Consider the following 16,562-nt stretch of genomic DNA (forward strand, 5'->3'; position numbering starts at 1 on the left):
CGCGATAGTGGGGGTAAGCGATGGCGGGCGCAAGCGTGCCCGCCTGCAAAACCTGTGAGGGAAATTCGCCTGACATGGCATCCAATTACGAAGACCGGTTCTGGACCAGTGAGGACGGGCTGAGACTGCATTACCGGGATTACGCCGGGCCAAACGATTCGGGCAGGTTGCCGGTCCTTTGTATGCACGGCCTCACCCGCAATGCCCGCGATTTTGCCGCGCTCGCCGCCCACCTCAGCCAGACGCGCCGTGTGATCGTGCCCGAAATGCGCGGACGCGGGATGAGCGATTATGCGCAAAGCTCCGACAGCTACAATCCGGTGCAATATGTCGCCGATGTCGAACGATTGCTGGCGGGTGAAGCGATTGAGCGGTTTGTAGCGGTGGGCACGTCGATGGGCGGATTGATGACGATCATGCTCGCCCACGCAAAGCCGGGCCGGATTGCCGCAGTCGTCATGAACGATATTGGTCCCGAGATCGAAACCTCGGGCGTGGAGCGGATTTCCGGCTATGTCGGGCAAGGCGGCAGCTATCCCACGTGGATCCACGCGGCCCGCTCGCTTTCATCGGTGCATGGCAGCGCGTTTCCCGATTACGATCTCGATCAATGGCTCGAGATGGCGAAGCGGACGCTGGTGGTCAGCCAGAACGGGCGCATCAGCTACGATTACGACATGGCCATCGCTGAACCGTTCAGCAAACCGGGCAATGCCGCGCCGGCCAATCTCTGGCTCGCATTCGAGGCGCTGCGCGATGTGCCGATGGTGCTGGTGCGCGGCGAGCTTTCGGATCTGATCTCTCCGGCCACGGTAAAGCAGATGCGGGCCCGCAATCCGGCCATGACCGTGGTCACGGTGCCGCGCGTGGGCCATGCGCCATCCCTTGATGAACCGGAGGCGCGCACCGCAATCAATGCGCTGATGGCAAGCGCGCAATGACAGACGCTCTTAAAGTGTTGCACTGCCATTCGACTTTCGCGGCAGGCGGGAAAGAGGTGCGCAGCGCCAAGCTGATCAACGCCTTTGGCAAGGGGCTGTCGCACCACATCGTTTCGGCCATGCCCGATCAGATGGGCGCGCGCGCGCTGATCGACCGGAGGAAAGCGCATGTCGGCTATCCGGCGGATTTCCCCTCGCTCACCGGTAGTCCCACGCCGGGAAGGCTGGTCGGGATTGCGCAGGCGCTCAAACCCTATGACCTGATCCTCACTTATAACTGGGGCGCGATGGACGTGGTGATGGCGCACACCGTGTTCGCCCAGCATTTCGGTCTGCCGCCGCTGATCCATCATGAAGACGGCTTTAACGAAGACGAAGCGAGCGAGCTGAAATTCACGCGCAACTGGTATCGCCGCATCGCACTGGGCCGCGCGCATTCGCTGGTCGTGCCGAGCGAGACGCTGGAACAGATTGCGCTCGATGCTTGGAAACAGCCGCGTCAGCGCATCGTGCGCATACCCAACGGCATTGATACAAAAGCGTTTGCCAGAAAAGCCGATCCGCGCGCGCTGCGGCTGGTGAAACGCGAGGGTGAGAAATGGATCGGAAGCATCGCTGGCCTTCGCGCAGTGAAGCAATTGCCAATGCTGGTAGAGGCCGTCTCGCATCTGCCGGAAAGCTGGCACCTCGTCATTCTGGGCGAGGGGCCGGAAAAAGACGCCATTCAAAAAGCGGCAGTGGATGCGGATATCAGCCACCGGGTGCATCTGCCCGGAGCGATAGAGGATCCGGCCAAAGTTATCGGCATGTTCGATATCTTTGCGCTGTCGTCCAAATCCGAACAGTTTCCGCTTTCCGTGGTGGAGGCAATGGCGGCTGGTCTGCCGGTCATCGCGCCCGATGTGGGCGATATCCGGGCCATGGTGGGCGAGAAGAACCGTGAGCTGATCGCCGTGCCGAACGATGCGGACGCGCTCGCCGCGATGCTTGCCGAAATCGCGCTTTATCCTGATATGGGCGCGCAAATTGGTAAGGAAAACCGTGAAAAAGCGCGTAAGCTCTTCGATGCAAAGCGCATGATCGAACGATACAGCGACCTCTATTCGGCCGCGCTTGATGGCCGGTGGAAGGGCGCGAAATAGCGTCCGCTGCGGCCGGGAATACGCTGTATCTTCATGGCCCGTTCAACTGCCGGACCTAATTTCAGCGGTGGAGACAGCCCGCCTGCGGGCATACGCGGCATTGCGGAAGAGCGTGCGCCCGCCTAAAGCTCCGCCAAACACGTAATTGCATGAGGAATTGAGCCCCGTGGCGCTAGGCCCATCAGGTTCCCGGAACCCTTCGAAAGACAAGACGCCAGACGGCACCGAAACCAGCGCTGAGGATGAAATCCTCATGCGCGAAATCGACGATGCCGTGCGTCAGGACGATGCCACCCAGTTTGCCAGGAAATACGGCGTCGCCATCGGCAGCGCATTGGTGCTGGGACTGGCCGCGTTCGGCGGGTATCTGGCATGGGATAGCTATCAGGAAAGCCAATACGAAGCGCAGTCCGAAACGCTGGTCAGCGCGCTCGATTACGTCGACTCGGGCGATTTTGCCGCCGCATCCGAAGCGGCTGCACCGCTGCTCGATTCTCAGCAGCCCGGACCGCGCACCGCAGCACGGTTCTTGCAGGCGGGCGCCGCGCTGGAGCAGGGCAACACGGACGAGGCGGTGGAACTGTATGCAGCTGTCGCGGCAGATGACAGCGCCCCATCGGTGCTGCGCGATCTTGCCCGGGTGCGCGAAGTCTCCAGCAATTTTGACGAACGCGAACCGGCGGATATCATCGCCAGGCTCGAAGATTTGGCCGTACCCGGCAACGCATTTTTCGGAAGCGCGGGCGAACTGACCGCAATCGCCCATCTAGAAGCGGGCAACCGCGCAGAGGCTGGCGCGCTTTTCGCCGCCATTGCCAAGGATGAGGAACAGCCGGAAACATTACGCTCGCGCGCTCGCCAGATGGCCGGATTGCTGGGCGTGGATGCGATTGAGGATGTTGAACAATTGCTGGAGGATGAAGGGATTGATCCTGAGCAGGGCCTCGTCCCGCTGGCGCAATAGCGCCGGATAATCCCGCTCCACCCGGCGCACCGAACCGATTTTTGTGGAAAAAACTGCGAATGATGATGAAATTATATCAAGCTAAGACAGCGATGATTGCGGGCGCGTTGGCAGCCACCCTCACCGGCTGCGCGGGCGACGGGCTGTTTGGCGGGGGTAAGAAAACCACGCCGACAGTCGGCGATCGCACCCCCATCCTCTCGCGCATTGAAAGTGGCACAGCGGTTGATCCGCAGCTCGCCAGCGTCAGCGTGGTCCTGCCGCCTGCGCAGGTGAATGCCGAATGGGCCCAGGTCGGCGGTTCCGCCAGCAAATCTTACGGCCACCTCGCGCTTGCAGAAAATCCGTCGAAGGTCTGGACCGCGCGCGTCGCCGGGGCCAGCAACCGCGCACGCCTTGCTGCGACACCCGTGATTGGCAGTGACAAGGTTTTCGCGGTTGGCTCAGACGGCACGATCAGCGCCTTCAACAAAGTAACCGGATCGGTTGTCTGGCGCACCGATGCGCTGATGGACGATGATATGCGGCCATCCGCTTTCGGCGGCGGCGTCAGCTATGACAGCGGCCGTCTCTACGCGACCAATGGCGCTGGCGAGGTAAAGGCTCTGGATGCGGCCACCGGCGAACAAATCTGGACAGCAACCCCCGCCGGGCCGCTGCGCGGATCGCCGACGATCGCGTTTGGCCAGATTTTCGTGATGACGCAGGACAACCAGATCATCTCCCTCAAGGCCTCCGACGGAGAGCTGGTATGGGATGAATCCGGTTCGACGACGCAATCAGGCGTGTTCGGCGTCGCTGCTCCATCGGCAGGGCAGGGGACCGTGATCGCGGGATATTCAAGCGGAGAGCTGAACGCTTACCGTTATGAAAATGGCCGCATCCTGTGGGCGGACGCGCTGGCGCGGACCAATATTTCAACCGCGGTCAGCTCGATCACCGATATCGACGCTGATCCGATCATCGATTCGGGCCGTGTTTACGCTCTGGGTCAGGGCGGACGTATGGCGGCGTATGAACTTGTCACCGGCCAGCGCATTTGGGAATTGAACCTTGCAGGTATTTCCACCCCGGCCATTGCGGGCGAGTGGATTTTCACCCTGACCGACGATGCGCGCCTGTTGGCGATTGCGCGTTCGACGGGCCGCGTGCGCTGGATCACCCAGCTTCAGGCATTCCGTGACGAGAAAGACCGCGAAGGTCCGATTTTCTGGACCGGTCCGGTGCTGGCAGGCAGCCATCTGTGGGTTGCAAGCTCTCGCGGGGAAATCTGGCGGGTCAGCACGGGCGAGGGTTCCTCGCAGCTGTTCGCTGATATCGATCAGCCCGTCAGCCTGCCGCCGATTGTCGCGGGCGAGCATCTTTATGTGCTTGACGATTCGGGCACGATCCACGCTTACCGTTAAGCCTGCGCGAACCGCGTGACGCACGTGTTTGCGGCGTTCGCGGGGTCATCGAGGCGTTAACCCTTTTGCGGTATCGCAGCCGCTGTGATGGACACAGTGGTTCAGACAGACCGCGGGGCGACCAAACCGGCCCCGCCTGAAAGCGATGTTTCGGCAGGCGTAGGCCTTGCCGGGCTGCTTGGGCTATTCGTGTGGATATTGTTCTGCCGCAACTACCCTGTTTTTGCCGATGCGCTGGGCCTGTCCGGCCCGCTGGCGGCGGAGCGCGGCGTGCTATCCGGGCCATACGCCGCGCTTGCCTCCATGTTGTTCACCGCAGGACCGATGGCGCTGTGGTCGGTGCTGGTCGACCGGGTGCACCTGCGCCGATCAACCGGCATTTACTGGCAATTGAAGCGTCCGATAGATGATGTGGTGCCCATTTCGGCGGTCAAGATCATCGGATTGTGGGCAACCTTCGCCGTCTTGGCTGCGCTATACGGTCTGGGGCGGTGGTATTGGGACGGATCGTATCTGTTCGCCATGCAGGTGCTGACCGCCGCTGCCGTGCCGCTGGCGCTGCTATGCGTGCCGTATATCATCTGGATCGACCGTGTGATGATAGAGCCGCGCGACAGCCTGTGGCATTTTGGCGCAGCCATTACCGGAAATGACGGCTGGGATGGCGATGCGATCAATAAACACTGGCGCGCGTGGATCATAAAAGGGTTCTTTGGCGCATTCATGATCTCCATCCTGCCGCCCGGCTTTGCCTTCATTGTCGAGGCGGATGTTGCCGCGATCATCGGAAATCCGGTTCCGCTCGCCATGCTGCTTATCACGCTGCTGTTTGTGATCGACGTGCAGATCGGGACGGTTGGCTATCTGTTTACGCTGCGCCCGCTTGACGCGCATATCCGGTCCGGCAACCCGTTTCTGGGAGGATGGATCGCGGCGCTGCTGTGCTATCCGCCGTTTGTCTGGGGGCTGATCGGCAGCAACAATCAGGTGCTGAGTTACGAACAAAACGTGGCGGGCTGGGGTGACTGGCTTAGCGGGAGCGAGCCGCTGCTGTGGGTCTGGGCGGTATGGCTGGTATTTCTGACGGCGATCTATGCGTGGGCGACGGCCGCGTTCGGCATCCGGTTTTCCAACCTGACCTATCGCGGCGTGCTGACCAATGGGCCGTATCGGTACACGCGCCACCCCGCCTATCTATCGAAAAACCTGTTCTGGTGGTGCTCTGTCATGCCGTTCCTTGTCACCAGTGGCGATGCCGCCGATGCGGTGCGCAACACGTTTTTCCTGCTGCTGGTGAACGCGATCTATTACTGGCGCGCGCGCACGGAAGAGGCGCATTTGCTGGCCGAAGACACGAAATACCGCGAATATTACGACTGGATGGAGCAGCACGGCATCATCACCGCGCGGCTATCCCGCCTTAAACGGGCCGTCTTTGGACTGGTGAGCCGCCGGGGTAAGCGGCTGCCGGGCGGATCGGCAGAGCCTGCGGAGTAATCGCGCGCTGCCGTTCAGCTTCGCCTGTCAGAACGAATATTTATAGACGCGCGAAATGTCGCCGCCCCATTCGCCGTGATAGGCATCAAGCAGGCGCTGCGCGGGGACTTTGCCAGAGATGACAATCTCGTCCAGCGTTTCCAGATAACCCGTTTCATTGTCGCCGCTGGCGTTCAGTTTGCCGCGCGCGGCGAGGCCGCCATGCGCGATCTTCAGCACCTCGCGGCCCAGATCCTGCATCGTCCCGCCGCCCGGCAGCGCAGTATCGAGGGCAAGGCGCGGCACTTCATTGCGAAGCCGCTCGCGCTCTTCCATCGACCAGCCTTTGACCAGATCCCACGCCGCATCCAGCGCGCCTTCGTCATACAGCAGGCCGACCCAGAATGCGGGCAGGGCGCAAATGCGGCTCCACGGCCCGCCATCGGCGCCGCGCATTTCGAGGAAACTTTTCAGGCGCACTTCGGGAAAGGCGGTGGAAAGGTGATCCCACCAATCGCTCGCCGTCGGGCGTTCGCCGGGAAGCACGGACAGTTTGCCGTCCATGAAATCGCGGAAACTCAGCCCCGCCGCGTCAATATATTTGCCGTCGCGAAACACGAAATACATCGGCACGTCGAGCATGTAATCGGCCCAACGTTCATAGCCGAAACCGTCTTCGAAAACGAACGGCAGCATACCGGTGCGATGCGGATCGGTATCCGACCAGATATGGCTGCGATAGGACAGGTATCCGTTGGGCTTTCCCTCCGTGAACGGCGAATTGGCGAACAGCGCCGTGGCAAGCGGTTGCAGCGCCAGACCGACGCGAAATTTCTTCGCCATGTCCGCTTCGGATGAATAATCGAGATTGACCTGAATGGTGCAGGTCCGCAGCATCATGTCGAGGCCCAGATTGCCAACCTTGGGCATGTGCCGCATCATAATGTCATAGCGCCCTTTCGGCATGACGGGCAGCTCTTCGCGGGTTTTGTCCGGCCACATGCCCAGTCCCAGAAAGCCGACACCGCAGCGCTCGCCAATCTGTTTTACCTGCGTTAGATGGCGGCCGGTTTCGTTGCAGGTTTCATGCAGCGTTTCCAGCGGCGCGCCCGACAGTTCCAGCTGGCCCGCCGGTTCAAGGCTGACGTTTCCGTCCGCGCCTTTCATCGCGATAACCTTGCCGTTTTCCTCGATTGGCTCCCAGCCGAATTCTCGCAGGCTAAGCAGCAGATCGCGGATGCCGCCTTCTTCCGCGTAAGACGGCGCGCGGCGATCATCGCGGCGATAGACAAGCTTTTCGTGTTCGGTGCCGATGCGCCAGTCCGATTTGGCTTTCTCGCCGCCGATCATTGGCGCGATCAGCTGGTCGCGGCTTTCGATGACCGGTTCGGGATCGTTCGATACTTCGCGTGTGCTCATGGGAGACGGGCACCTTTCTGTCTTTGCGGTGGCCCTAGAAAACCGATTCGTCTGTGGGAAGCGCAAATTGTGTTTGCATCCGCGAAATCATTCTTGCCTCGCCCAGTCACCGACGCTCGCCATCCACACTGAAATCGCAGCGATCGCAGCGGTTTCGCCGCGAAGGATGCGCGGGCCAAGGGTGATCGGGCGTGCGGCCGGATGCGCGCGGATCGCCTCGCGTTCGGCATCGTCAAATCCGCCTTCCGGCCCGATCAGGATCGCCGCTGGTCCATGATGCGCGGCAAACGCCTCCGCAGCCGGGTCTCCGCCTAACTCATCAGCAAAGAACAGCGCGCGGTCCGCGGGCCAATCATTCAGCATCGCGGCCAGTTTTTGCGGCGCATCGACCTGCGGCAAAGCGGTGCGCGCGCATTGTTCTGCCGCCTCTACCGTGATCGTCTGCGCGCGATCTAGGTTCAGTTTGTCCGCAACGCAGCGCCGGGTGATCGCGGGCACGATGCGCGCCGCGCCCAGCTCGGTCGCCTTTTCCAGCACCATGTCGAACCGGTCTTTTTTAAGCAGCGCAGGGCATAGCCACAGGTCGGGCACCGCCTCACGCGTCCGCAGCCGCTCTGCGACGATCAGATCAATGCGGCGTTTGCTCGCGGCGCCGACCCGAGCGGCCCATTCGCCGGTCAGATTGTCGCACAGGATCACCGCATCGCCTTCGCGCAGGCGCATGACCTTGCCCAGATAATGCGCCTGCTGCCCCTCCAGCGTGATGGCGCACCCTTCCTCCAGCCGATCCTCCACGAACAGGCGCGGCGCGCTGCGCGGAGGCCATGCGGGCGTGCGGGGGGAAGGCGTATCGGACATCCCTTTCCCCTAGGCGCGGCTGGCGCTAGGGAGCAAGTCATGACAGCGCAGACAGCACATTTCGGCAAAGCGGCAGTGCTGCCCGGCCAATGTTCGCCGCATCGGCAGGCGAAGGCGGCATGACAGAGCAGATCGTCCCAGACACTGAACATCGCGGTCTGATCGAACGCCTGCCGCAATTGCCGCGCGACCTTGCGCAATTGGCGCGGTTTGATCGGCCAATCGGATGGTGGCTATTGTTCTGGCCGTGCGTTTTTGGTGTTTGGCTGACGGGCGCGGGGTGGCAATTGCCGCTGCTTGGCTGGCTCCTTTTGGGAGCGATTGCGATGCGCGGGGCTGGCTGCGTTTACAATGACATCGTTGACGCTGACCTCGACAAGAAAGTCGCCCGAACTGCGGCGCGGCCCATTGCCAGCGGGCGGGTTTCGAAAAAGCTCGCTTGGGGATGGCTGCTGGTTTTGTGCGGAGTAGGCTTGATCGTACTGTTGCAGCTGAGGCTGGAGGCGCAGATTGTCGCGCTTGCCAGTGTAGCTCTGGTGGCGGCGTATCCATTTATGAAGCGCATCACGTGGTGGCCGCAGGCGTGGCTGGGCATGGTGTTCAATTGGGGCGTGCTGGTCGGCTGGACGCAGCTGCGCTGGGACAATTGGGATGTGCTTGCCTGCATCTATGCCGGGTGCATTTGTTGGGTCATCGGGTTCGACACAATCTACGCCCTGCAAGACCGCGAGGACGACGCGCTGGTCGGCATCAAGTCCTCTGCGCTGCGAATGGGGGCAAAAGTTCATGAAGGTGTGGGCGCGTTCTATGCCGCCACAATCGGATTTTGGGGGCTGGGTATCTGGCTATATCGGCCGGACTGGACTGCGCTGCTCGCGCTCGCTCCGGTGGCGCTGCATCTGGTGTGGCAGGTGGCAACGCTGGACCCGCAGGACCCGGCCAATCCGCTTGAGCGCTTCCGCTCAAACCGGTGGGCAGGGGCCCTGATGGCGGCGGCATGTTTCGTCGTCGGCAATGCTTAGGATCGCGGCCTGATGTGCAATCTGTACCGCATGACCAAGGGTAAGGATGAAGTCGCCAAGTGGTTCGGCGCGGTGGAGGCGCTGGGCGGGGCGAATTTCGGCGAAGAGGTCTATCCCGGCTATCCCGGCCTCGTATCCGCTGACGGCGAAATCAGGCAGATGACGTGGGGCTTTCCGCTCTTGATGAAGGGGAAAAGCGGACAGCCGTTAAAACCCAAACCGGTCAACAATGCCCGCACTGATAAGCTAGACAGTTTTTTCTGGCGCCATTCGTTTGAAAATCGCCGCTGTCTTATCCCCCTGACCGCATGGGCCGAGGCGCAGGGGAAAAAGGGGAGCATGACGCGCACCTGGATGTCGCTGCCCAGCGCGAGCGATGATGCCGGTGGCGGGTTGTTCGCCTGCGCGGGCGTGTGGCGGGAGAGCGATGAATTTGGCCTGTGTTATTCGATGGTGATGACGGACAGCGCCGGATCGGCGGCGCAGGACGTTCACAGCCGGATGCCAGTGCTGCTGCGGCGCGAAGATTACGATGGCTGGGTGTCCGGCTCTCCGGAAGAAGCGCGCGCGCTGTGTTCGGCATGGCCGGGGGAGCTGAAGATTGACCGTACCGACCAGCCCTGGGTGAAAGGCGCAGCGAGCCAGCGAAACCTGCTGTGACGCCGGCGTCCAGGCTTTGGAGGCGGTGGCGGACCGAACATTGGTTCGCGCGGCATAGGCTCGTTCATGCGGCCGCTCCGGCATAGCTGACCACTTCAAATTCGATGCCGTCCCAGTCGAAGAAATAGAACCTTTTGCCCGGATCGTAATCGTCATGACCAAACGGCTTAAGCCCGGCGGCGACCACCGCATTTTCTGCCGCATCCAGATCATCGACCAGCAGCCCGATGTGGTTGAGCGGCTGCCCCTTGGCATAATCGCCCTTCACATGATTGCCGGTATAAAGCGCGATGTAGGTTCGCCCGTTCTCCGGCTCTCCAACGTGAATGGTCTCGCCGCCCAACTGTGATTTGCCGCGCCAGCGTTCCTGCCAGCCCAGCAACGCGGTAAACAGCGCCGCGCTTCGCTGAGGCTGGGTGACGGATAGGTTTGCGTGTTCGATTTGTCCTGTTGGCATGGATTGCCTCCTGAGAATTGCTTGCCCGAATCGCCGGGTGCACTCATGATGCAATCTCAACCTAACTTGAGATCAAGGTTTATTTGGAAAGCATCAGATCATGACAGCACGGCTCCGCAAATCAGACCTTATCCCGATTGGCGAAATGGCGCGCCGCACGGGGCTGGCGGTGTCCGCAATCCGGTTTTACGAGGACAAAGGGCTGATCGAGCCGGTGCGATCAGGCGGTAATCAGCGCCGGTTCCTGCGCTCCGACATTCGCCGCGTCAGCTTTATCCGGATTGCCCAGCAGCTGGGCCTGACATTGCAAGAGATACAGGCAGAGTTCGCCAAACTGCCGTACGGACGCACGCCGACGGCGCGCGATTGGGAGGCAATCAGCAAGTCAATCCGCAGTGTTCTCGACAAACGTATCGCTGAACTGGAGCGCACGCGCGATGCGCTGGACGGGTGTATCGGGTGCGGCTGCCTGAGCCTTAAAAAATGCGCGATCTACAACGCAGACGATCACCTGCGGTCAAAAGGGCCGGGTCCGCGAACAATCCTGCGCGGATAATCCCGTCTTTAGTGTTCCGGGCCAAGCTCGGGATCAAGATCACGCGGCCGGGCAAAGTGAACGATTTTCGCGCAGTAATTCTTAAGGTCCGACCAGCTGTCGATCTGGCATTCCAGCACTGCAAAGGTGGCGGTGGGAAACTTGACCGAAGCCTCTTTGAACAAATCGTTCTCATGGCTGGGCGATACCAGATCGAGCAGGACCTCCTGCAACCCCGGATTGTGCCCTGCGACCAGCACCGTATCCGGCTCCGCGTCGCCCTGCTGCGCCAGATCCTGCACCGTTTCCACAATCGTATCGGAGCTGGCGAGATAAAGCCGCTTGTCATAATGCGGCTCGTATTCGGGAAGCGCCGTCTCCAGCGTGGCAACAACCCGCGCTGCGGGGCTTGCTGCCAGCTGGTCCCATTTGATTCCGTGGCTGCGAATGTGATCCCCGATCAGCTTTGCCCCGCGGCGTCCGCGATCATTCAGCCCGCGATCGAAATCGCGCTGCGCCACATCGTCCCAATCCGATTTGGCATGCCGTAAGAGGCCGAGGATTTTCGTCACCCGCTTGCAAGCTCCATGTCAATAATTGCGCGGCATAAGCATGACCTGCGCCGTTCCCTTGAGCACGATCCGGGCTGCTGTGTAAAGCAAATGCGGCAGCCTCATGACTTCTGCGTAGAAAGCCAGAGAGACTGCCGCCGGACCGCGCGAGGAGAGCGCAGACCGTTACTGTAAAGGATTTGCTGTCAGATCGTTTCGGCGGCTGGCGCGGCAGCCGCATCGCCCTTGCGGCCGAACATGATCAGCGGCTTGGCATTCTTGCGAAATTCGTGCTTGTATCGCGGATGTTCGGTGCCCATCCACTTGTCCCAAAACGTAAAGTAGAACCCGTAATTGTGGCCTGACGAATGGTGCAGATCGTGATGCGTCGTGGTGCTGATCCAGCTGGTGAGCGGGTTGTCGACCCAGCCTGCGGGAAACAGCTCTGACCCGGCATGGGCCATCACGTTGCGAATGATCATGTGCCACAGGAAAAACAGGATCGCATAACCCGCATAGGCAAGGCCGAGCTGGCTCGTGACGAGCAGGAACAGCGGCATGAAACCAGCCTCAAACACCGCCTCTGCACTGGAAAAGCTGTAGGCCGTCCACGGTGTTGGTGTGCGCGATTTGTGGTGGTGAAGATGGGTTGCGCGAAACAGCGCCTTTGAATGCATCGCGCGGTGGATCCAGTAGAAATACGCATCATGGACCAGCACGATCAGTGCAAACTGCCACAGGATTGTAAACAGCGCCGGATCGTTCATCTTGAAATTGATGAGGCCCATTTCGCGGCCCACCAGCGTCGCCAGCGTCGTTACCGCGAACACCAGGATCGTGCGGCCCGATGACAATATTTCCCGCCGGTAATCAGCAGCGCCTGCCTTTCGCGCGCGCTGGATGCGGCGATTGGTGGCCCATGTGTTAAACACCAGCAGGAACAGCGTGAGCACGCCGGCAGCGATCAGATAGCGGCCGCCGTCGAAATAGATGACGTTCAGGAAATGCTCGCCCACGCGGTCCACCGCATTTGCAAAGGTTAGGTTTTGTTCGGGTGCGGTCATCGGGCATCTCCAGGGCGGTTGATGTCCGCTGTATGAAGCAGGCTATCACACCGCGCGTCTCACCCGCGCACAATCCGCATCAATTCCGAAATCGTTCTTAGATTTTCAGTTTTGAACAACCGCATCGGCAGGCTCTTCGCCCGCGCCGCCGAACGCTTTACGCCTGAAATCGCTGGGCGTTGTGCCGGTTTCGGACCGGAATGCGCGGTTGAATGTGGGTAGGGAATTGTAGCCAAGATCCATTGCGATGGTCAGGATCGGCAGGTCAACGGCCTGCGGGTCGGACAGTTTTTCGCGCGCCTCGGCAATGCGGTGCAGGTTGAGGAAGGCGGAAAAATTGCGGTAGCCAAGGCGGCGGTTGATGAGCGCGCGCAGGCGGTGTTCCGGCGTGTCGAGATGCTCTGCCAGCGCCGCAATCGTCAGGCCAGGCTCGCGGAATAAACCTTCTGCAATTGCGCCTTTCAGTTTGTCATTCAGCACTTTTTCCGACGGGCTAAGGTCAGGCAATGCTGGTGTGACAGCAGGTTCATCCGGCACGGTTTTCGCCGCGGGAAGCAATTCGTGTTCGGTGCGAAACAGGGCGAGCGCGGCGAACAGCATGATGAGGAGGATGATCACCGAATTGAGCAGCGAGGCGGGCGGATAGCTGCTGTCGAAATCCGACACCATTTCCAGCAATTCAACGATCAGGATCTGCCCCGCCTGCGCAGCGGCAAGCAGTGGGAGCCACAGGCGTATGATCCGGCGTTGTTCAACCAGATCATCCTCGCGCTCGAATATACCCACGCGCACAAGGTCCGCGATCAATATGAGCGCGGCGACATGCAGCAGGACAAACCCGGATTGTCCTGTCACGGGCACGAAATTCTGGATGAACCACGCGAAAATCATGACCCCCGCAGCACCAAACATGATGCGCCGTTCAGGCCCGCGTTCGAACAGACGGCGACCGAACAGCCATATCCAGAACGGCGATGATAGCGCCACGAAATCCACGAGCGGGTCCAGCTGCCCCTGCGCACCCATCAGCGGGGTCGAATTGAGCAGGTAACCGATCACGCCGACCAGCATACCGATCAGCGGCACCCGCAGCGACAAGCGCACTTCGCTGGCCGCGACCATGGCGATCAGCGTCAGTCCGCTACCAATGGAAAGCGCGCGGACGAGAAAGACCCATTCTTCGATCATGGAATGGTGTCTGGCTCCTGTGACGAGCGATTACCATCTGTTTCGGCAATCTGCTCCGTCTCTTCGCCGATCAATCCGTGTTCGATCCGGTGAAGCGCTTCATCCAAAGTCACCCTGCGGACCGATGTGCCTTCGGGAAAGGCGCTTAACAGACGGCTCGGAAATGCGGCGGACAGGACGACGAAATGGCCGGTATCATCCTTGTTACGGATCAGCCGCCCGAATGCCTGCGCGATCCGTGCGCGGATGATGCGGTCGTCATACTGGCTGCCTGAACCCGACGCAGCCCGTCGCGCCTTGTGCAGGATATCGGGCCGCGGCCACGGCACTGCCTCCAGCACGACGCAGCGCAGGCTGCGGCCTGGCACGTCCACCCCGTCACGCAGGGCATCTGTGCCAAGCAGGCTGGCATGGGGATCATCGCGAAAAATATCGACCAGCGTTCCGGTGTCGATGGGATCGACGTGCTGGGCATAGATCGGCAGGCCTTCGCGTGCGAGCCGGTCTGCAATGCGGCCATGCACCGCGCGCATCCGGCGGATTGCGGTGAACAGGCCCAGCACGCCGCCCTTGCTCGCCTCGATCAGCCGGGCATACGCGCCCGCCAATCCCGGAAGATCGCCCTTTTTGACGTCGGTGATGATCAGCACTTCGGCGCGCGCGGCGTAATCGAACGGGCTTTGCGCGGCCGACAGCAGCGGCTGGCTTTCGATATGCGCCGCGCCGGACCGGTCTATGGCCGATTCCCACGGGTCGCCCGCCTGCGATCCGATCCGGTCGGTCAGCGTGGCGCTGGTCAGCATCACGCCGTGCGCCGGTTCCAGCACGGTGCGCGCAAACGGCTTCATCGGGTCGAGCCAGCGGCGGTGGATCGCGACATCGAACTCGCGCGCATCGCTGCGATCGACGGCCAGCCAGTCGACGAACTCAGGATCGGCAGGTCCGCCGAGCCGGGCCAGCAAAGCTTCCCACGCGGCGATCAGATCGACCCGCCACTGAAGCGAGAACCGCGCCCCCTCGATCCGCGCGCGCCCTTGTCCGTCGAGCCAGTCCGGCGGATCGGCCATGATCGCCTCCAGCCGTCCGCCCAGCCGGATCAATGGTATGCGGATCGCGGCGAGCGCCTCGGCAGCGGCGCCAGCGGCCTCGATCACTTCGCCGGGCAGGCCGGATGCCTCTGTCTCGATGCCGTAGCCTGCCTCCTGGCCCTTTGATCCATTGACGCTTTCATCGCGGGCATAGGTCGCCGTGCGGACTGCGGCGAGCAGCTGTTCAATCTCGCCCGATGGTTCGCCCTCGACAAGGCGTTGCAGCCATCCCTCACCGGGTAGCGCCGCGCCCGCCTCACACGCATCCTCAATCGCTTCTCCGCCGGCATCGTCATAGCTTGCAACATCGGCGAGGCGCGCGGCTAGTCCCCGACGCCGGCCCCGGTTCTTGCGCTCCGGCCCCATGATCCAGCGGCGCAGCTCAATGGCTTCCTGCCCCGAGAGCGTCGCGGCAAAGGTCGAATCCGCTGCTTCGAAAACGTGGTGCCCCTCATCAAAGATCAGGCGGGTGGGGCGCTGGGCATGATCGCGCCCGCGCGCCGCGTTGACCATGACGAGCGCATGGTTGGCAATCACCAGATCGGCCTGCGCACTGTCACGCGCGGCGCGTTCGATGAAGCATTTGCGGTAGTGCGGGCATCCGGCATAGATGCACTCGCCGCGCTGATCGGTGAGGGCTGCGATTCCGCGTTTGCGAAACAGCGTGCCGAGCCAACCGGGCAGATCGCCGCCGATCATGTCGCCATCGCGGGTAAAGGCGGCCCAGCGCGCCACCAGCTGCGCCAGAATAGCGGGGCGACCGGCAAAGCCGCCTTGCAGCGCGTCCTCCAGATTGAGCAGGCAAAGATAATTCTCGCGCCCCTTGCGCACGACGACGGGCGGGGTGCCATCGGGGCGTTTGACGGGCCATGCTCGGCGGCTTTCACTGCGCAATTGGCGCTGCAGGTTCTTGGTAAAGGTCGACACCCACACAGTCCCGCCCGAAGCCGCCGCCCACAGCGATGACGGGGCGAGATAGCCGAGCGTCTTGCCAATCCCGGTCCCGGCCTGCGCCAGAGCCATATGCGGCAATTCCTGTTTGTCACGCGGGGCAAAGATGCGCGCAGTGTCCGCCGAATAGGCACGCTGTCCTTCGCGTTTTTCGGCAGCCTCGCCTGTCAGGTGATCAAGCTGGGCGAGCACATCGTCCACCGGCAGTTCAACCTGCCGAGGAGCGCCGCGTTCGGGCGTTTCCTCCCATTCGGGCAGGGTAGCGAACAGCCATTTCTCCGCCTTTTCAGGCCGCGCGACATGCGGTTTGATAACCTGCGCCCACGGCCAGCGCAGCCGCTCCATTGATTGCAGCACGCTCCATGCGCCCTGCCGTTCAAACCAGTCGGGGTTCTCGCACGCAGCGACGAGCGCGCCCGCCGCCAATTGCAGGAATTTGGGCACGTCCTCATCGCCCGCAGGCTCTTCAATCTCCAGCGCCTGCGCCAGCCCGCGCGGCGTCGGCACGCAGAACCGCGCAGGGTGAACGAAGGCGAACAATTCCAGCAGGTCCAGCCCCGAAAGATCGGGATAGCCGAGCCTGCTCGCGACCAGCGGCGCATTCAGGATCAGCACCGGCGTGTCCGATGCCGCCATGATGGCGTCGCCTTTTGACACCGCGCCCGTTTCTCCGGTGGGAGATCGCAGCCAGTTGCCGCCATGGTTCGCATGGAGCGCGGGCAGGGGAAGAGGTTCAAAGGAGGGAGAGGAGGGGGCGTTCACTTCGGTAGGAATGCGCAAACGAGAACGAAAAGTAAACGATTGGGGCGGATAGTTTGGACGAGATATGCTCGAAAAAAC

Annotated in this window: 15 protein-coding genes; 8 read left to right on the top strand and 7 right to left on the bottom strand. The window is 61.7% G+C overall.

The annotated features are described in order from the left end of the window. Positions 1 to 74: 74 nt before the first annotated feature. The 5 genes from ACGHU1_RS07375 (at position 75) to ACGHU1_RS07395 (ending at position 5,950) form a co-directional block, all read left to right on the top strand. Positions 75 to 941 carry an alpha/beta fold hydrolase gene (locus tag ACGHU1_RS07375; protein ID WP_390585206.1) on the top strand — a complete coding sequence of 289 codons (867 nt, stop codon included), beginning with the start codon at positions 75 to 77 and terminating at the stop codon, positions 939 to 941. After that, entirely contained in the window at positions 938 to 2,083 is a 1,146-nt protein-coding gene (locus ACGHU1_RS07380) for a glycosyltransferase family 4 protein (RefSeq protein WP_390585209.1), read from the top strand. Before ACGHU1_RS07375 ends, ACGHU1_RS07380 begins: the two co-directional genes overlap by 4 nt. A gap of 166 nt (positions 2,084 to 2,249) precedes the next feature. Then, positions 2,250 to 3,047 (top strand): tetratricopeptide repeat protein, encoded by a 798-nt coding sequence (locus tag ACGHU1_RS07385; protein WP_390585212.1) that lies wholly within the window; start codon positions 2,250 to 2,252, stop codon positions 3,045 to 3,047. Between the two features lie 59 nt (positions 3,048 to 3,106). Further along, positions 3,107 to 4,453, top strand: a complete 1,347-nt coding sequence (locus ACGHU1_RS07390; RefSeq protein WP_390585214.1) for a PQQ-binding-like beta-propeller repeat protein — start codon at positions 3,107 to 3,109, stop codon at positions 4,451 to 4,453. Positions 4,454 to 4,540: 87 nt separating this feature from the next. Then, entirely contained in the window at positions 4,541 to 5,950 is a 1,410-nt protein-coding gene (locus ACGHU1_RS07395) for a methyltransferase family protein (protein WP_390585216.1), read from the top strand. Positions 5,951 to 5,977: 27 nt separating this feature from the next. On the opposite strand, the gene ACGHU1_RS07400 is transcribed toward ACGHU1_RS07395, so the two are convergent. Next, positions 5,978 to 7,348: a glutamate--cysteine ligase gene (locus ACGHU1_RS07400; RefSeq protein ID WP_390585218.1), complete on the bottom strand. Its 1,371-nt coding sequence runs from the start codon at positions 7,346 to 7,348 to the stop codon at positions 5,978 to 5,980. An 87-nt stretch (positions 7,349 to 7,435) separates the two neighbouring features. After that, positions 7,436 to 8,206: a 16S rRNA (uracil(1498)-N(3))-methyltransferase gene (locus tag ACGHU1_RS07405; protein ID WP_390585221.1), complete on the bottom strand. Its 771-nt coding sequence runs from the start codon at positions 8,204 to 8,206 to the stop codon at positions 7,436 to 7,438. A gap of 119 nt (positions 8,207 to 8,325) precedes the next feature. On the opposite strand from ACGHU1_RS07405, the gene ubiA reads away from it, so the two are divergent. Both ubiA and ACGHU1_RS07415 read left to right on the top strand, forming a co-directional pair. Further along, entirely contained in the window at positions 8,326 to 9,228 is a 903-nt protein-coding gene (ubiA, locus tag ACGHU1_RS07410) for a 4-hydroxybenzoate octaprenyltransferase (protein WP_390585556.1), read from the top strand. A 12-nt stretch (positions 9,229 to 9,240) separates the two neighbouring features. After that, the gene (locus tag ACGHU1_RS07415; protein ID WP_390585223.1) at positions 9,241 to 9,888 is read left to right on the top strand and encodes an SOS response-associated peptidase; all 648 of its coding nucleotides are present in this window, start codon (positions 9,241 to 9,243) and stop codon (positions 9,886 to 9,888) included. 64 nt (positions 9,889 to 9,952) lie between these two features. On the opposite strand, the gene ACGHU1_RS07420 is transcribed toward ACGHU1_RS07415, so the two are convergent. Beyond that, a complete protein-coding gene (locus ACGHU1_RS07420; RefSeq protein WP_390585225.1) occupies positions 9,953 to 10,345 on the bottom strand; it encodes a VOC family protein in 393 nt (130 codons plus the stop codon). A gap of 100 nt (positions 10,346 to 10,445) precedes the next feature. On the opposite strand from ACGHU1_RS07420, the gene soxR reads away from it, so the two are divergent. Beyond that, complete coding sequence (gene soxR / locus ACGHU1_RS07425; protein WP_390585227.1) at positions 10,446 to 10,901, top strand: redox-sensitive transcriptional activator SoxR; 456 nt, start codon at positions 10,446 to 10,448, stop codon at positions 10,899 to 10,901. Positions 10,902 to 10,909: 8 nt separating this feature from the next. Here soxR and ACGHU1_RS07430 read toward each other — a convergent pair whose 3' ends face one another. The 4 genes from ACGHU1_RS07430 to ACGHU1_RS07445 form a co-directional block, all read right to left on the bottom strand. Further along, positions 10,910 to 11,452 (bottom strand): SixA phosphatase family protein, encoded by a 543-nt coding sequence (locus tag ACGHU1_RS07430; protein WP_390585229.1) that lies wholly within the window; start codon positions 11,450 to 11,452, stop codon positions 10,910 to 10,912. A gap of 185 nt (positions 11,453 to 11,637) precedes the next feature. Beyond that, positions 11,638 to 12,495 carry a sterol desaturase family protein gene (locus ACGHU1_RS07435; RefSeq protein WP_390585231.1) on the bottom strand — a complete coding sequence of 286 codons (858 nt, stop codon included), beginning with the start codon at positions 12,493 to 12,495 and terminating at the stop codon, positions 11,638 to 11,640. Positions 12,496 to 12,600: 105 nt separating this feature from the next. Continuing rightward, a complete protein-coding gene (locus tag ACGHU1_RS07440; protein ID WP_390585233.1) occupies positions 12,601 to 13,683 on the bottom strand; it encodes a helix-turn-helix domain-containing protein in 1,083 nt (360 codons plus the stop codon). Beyond that, positions 13,680 to 16,445: an ATP-dependent DNA helicase gene (locus ACGHU1_RS07445; RefSeq protein WP_390585557.1), complete on the bottom strand. Its 2,766-nt coding sequence runs from the start codon at positions 16,443 to 16,445 to the stop codon at positions 13,680 to 13,682. The genes ACGHU1_RS07440 and ACGHU1_RS07445 overlap by 4 nt, the downstream gene beginning before the upstream one ends. Positions 16,446 to 16,562: the final 117 nt, after the last annotated feature.

Origin of the sequence: Erythrobacter sp. MTPC3 (assembly GCF_042854385.1) — a bacterium.
GTDB lineage: Bacteria > Pseudomonadota > Alphaproteobacteria > Sphingomonadales > Sphingomonadaceae > Erythrobacter.